At 61.5% G+C, this 2,598-nt stretch carries 2 protein-coding genes; one reads left to right on the top strand and one right to left on the bottom strand.

Features of this window, described 5'->3' with window-relative positions; genetic code table 11:
- The coding region (gene polA / locus B3873_RS20875) for a DNA polymerase I (RefSeq protein ID WP_414651559.1) at positions 1–2,024 on the bottom strand (2,024 nt) is incomplete at its 3' end.
- Here polA and B3873_RS20870 point away from each other — a divergent pair.
- Positions 2,025–2,598 (top strand): TIGR00730 family Rossman fold protein (locus B3873_RS20870; RefSeq protein ID WP_286868767.1); only part of this gene is annotated, 574 nt, incomplete at its 3' end.

Raw genomic sequence — 2,598 nt, 5'->3', positions numbered from 1 at the left:
GTGCGGATCGGGATGTTCTGCAGGTTCGGTTCGTTGGAGGACAGGCGGCCGGTGACTGCGACCGCCTGTGCATAGTTGGTATGCACGCGGCCGGTGGCCGGGTTGATCATCTTGGGCAGCTTGTCGGTATAGGTGGACTTGAGCTTGGCCAGGCCGCGATAGTCCAGCAGCACCTTGGGCAGCGGATAATCCTCGGCCAGTTTCTGCAGCACTTCCTCATCGGTGGACGGTGCGCCCGAGGCGGTCTTCTTGACCACCGGCAGCTCCAGCTTGCCGAACAGGATCTCGCCCAGCTGCTTGGGCGAATTCAGATTGAAGGGCTGGCCGGCCAGGTCGTAAGCCTGCTGTTCGATTTCCAGCATGCGTTTGCCGAGATCGTGCGATTGCTGGCCCAGGCGGTCGCTATCGATCAGCACGCCATTGCGTTCGATCTTCTGCAGCACCACCGAGGTCGGGACTTCGATCTTCTCGTAGATGAAGCGCAGCTTGTCATCATGCTCGATCTGCGGCCACATGGCGTGATGCAGGGCCAGCGTGACTTCTGCATCTTCAGCCGCATATTCGGTGGCGCGTTCGATGGCCACTTCATTGAAGCCGATCTGCGACGCACCCTTGCCGCATACCTCGGCATAGGTGATGGTCTTGCGCTCCAGGTGGCGCGCGGCCAGGCTGTCCATGTCATGCGGACGATGTGATTCGAAGACGTAGGATTCCAGCAGCGTGTCGTGCTTCACGCCCGCCAGGCGAACGCCGTAGTTGGCGAAGATGTGGCTGTCGTATTTCAGGTGCTGGCCGAGCTTGGGCTTGCTGGCATCTTCCAGCCAGGGCTTCAGTTTGGCGAGCACGTGCTCGCGCGACAATTGTTCGGGTGCGTCCTGGTAGTTGTGCGCCACCGGAATGTAGGCAGCACGGCCCGGCTCGCAGCACAGCGAGATGCCGACCAGCTCGGCCTGCATCGCATCCAGCGAGGTGGTCTCGGTATCGACGGCGGTCAGTTCGGCGGCGTTGATGGTGGCGATCCACTGATCCAGTTGCGCATCGGTGAGCACGGTCTCGTACTCGACCTTGGGCGCAGGAGCAAAGAGGCCACCCTGGGCCGGCGCTTCCAGTGCTGCAGCGGCGCTGGCACCGACCAGCGGGGCCTTGGCACCCGCCGGCTCGCTACCCTCGCCCAGTTCGCGCAGCCAGGTGCGGAAGTTGTAGCGGGTGAAGAGATCCTTGAGCACTTCCTTGTCGACCGGCTGCATGGTCAGCGATTCGAGGATCGACTTCATGTGCTCCGACAGATCGCAATCGGTCTTGACCGTGACCAGCACGCGGCCTTGCGGCAGCCAGTCCAGGGCCTTGCGCAGATTTTCGCCGACCACGCCGGTGATCTTGTCGGCATTGGCCATGACGCCATCGAGCGAGCCATAGGCGGAGAGCCACTTCACGGCGGTCTTGGGACCGCACTTTTCGACGCCGGGTACGTTGTCGACGGTGTCGCCGATGAGGCTCAGGTAATCGACGATGCGCTCGGGGGGCACGCCGAATTTTGCGGTCACGCCGGCAATGTCGAGAACTTCATTGCTCATCGTGTTGACCAAGGTAACGTGTTCGTTGACCAGTTGGGCCATGTCCTTGTCGCCGGTGGAAACGATGGTGTCCAGTCCGGCGGCGGTGGCTTGTACCGAGAGCGTGCCGATGACGTCATCGGCCTCGATGCCCTCGACCATCAGGATCGGCCAACCCAGGGCGCGCACGGCGGCGTGGATCGGTTCGATCTGCAATGCCAGGTCTTCCGGCATGGATTTGCGGGTAGCCTTGTAGTCGGGATAGAGATCATCACGGAAAGTCTTGCCCTTGGCGTCGAACACACAGGCAACGTAACTTGCGGGATAATCGTTGCGCAGTCGGCGCAGCATATTGATGATGCCGTACAGCGCACCGGTGGGCGCGCCTTCCGCGTTACGCATATCGGGCAGTGCATGGAAGGCCCGATAGAGGTAACTGGAACCATCAACTAACAACAAGGTTTTTTGCATATGGAACAGAGAGGAAAAAATGTCCCGCGTCTGCGGGAGGTGGGGGACATCGAACGCGCGACGGCCAAGAAGGCGCGCGAGTCGTGGCATGTACTCACGATTATGGCAGAATTCATCGAATCGACCGAACGTCTCTCCGAGCTGCGTCCTGCCGTTTCCATCTTCGGTTCTGCCCGGATCAAGCCCGACAATCCCCATTATCAACTGTGTGTGGAGATCGCCCGCCTGATCTCCGACGCCGGCTATGCCGTCATCTCCGGCGGCGGCCCCGGCATCATGGAGGCTGCCAACAAGGGCGCCTACGAAGGCGCTTCGCCCTCGGTGGGCCTGAACATCGAACTGCCGCACGAACAGCACGGCAATGCCTGGCAGGACATCTCGCTGTCCTTCCGCCATTTCTTCGCGCGCAAGGTGGCCTTCGTGAAATATGCGGATGCCTACGTGGTGCTGCCAGGCGGCTTCGGCACGCTCGATGAGCTGACCGAAGCACTGACCCTCATGCAGACCGGCAAGTCGCGCATGATGCCGGTGATCCTGGTGGGCAGCGAGTTCTGGGCCGGCCTGGTGGACTGGA

The sequence above is a fragment of the Herbaspirillum sp. UBA812 genome (genome assembly GCF_002296545.1).
In the GTDB taxonomy this organism is placed as follows: Bacteria; Pseudomonadota; Gammaproteobacteria; order Burkholderiales; family Burkholderiaceae_D; genus Herbaspirillum; species Herbaspirillum huttiense.
Note: the sequence above shows the minus strand (reverse complement) of the source record. Positions and strands in the feature narration are given on the sequence as shown.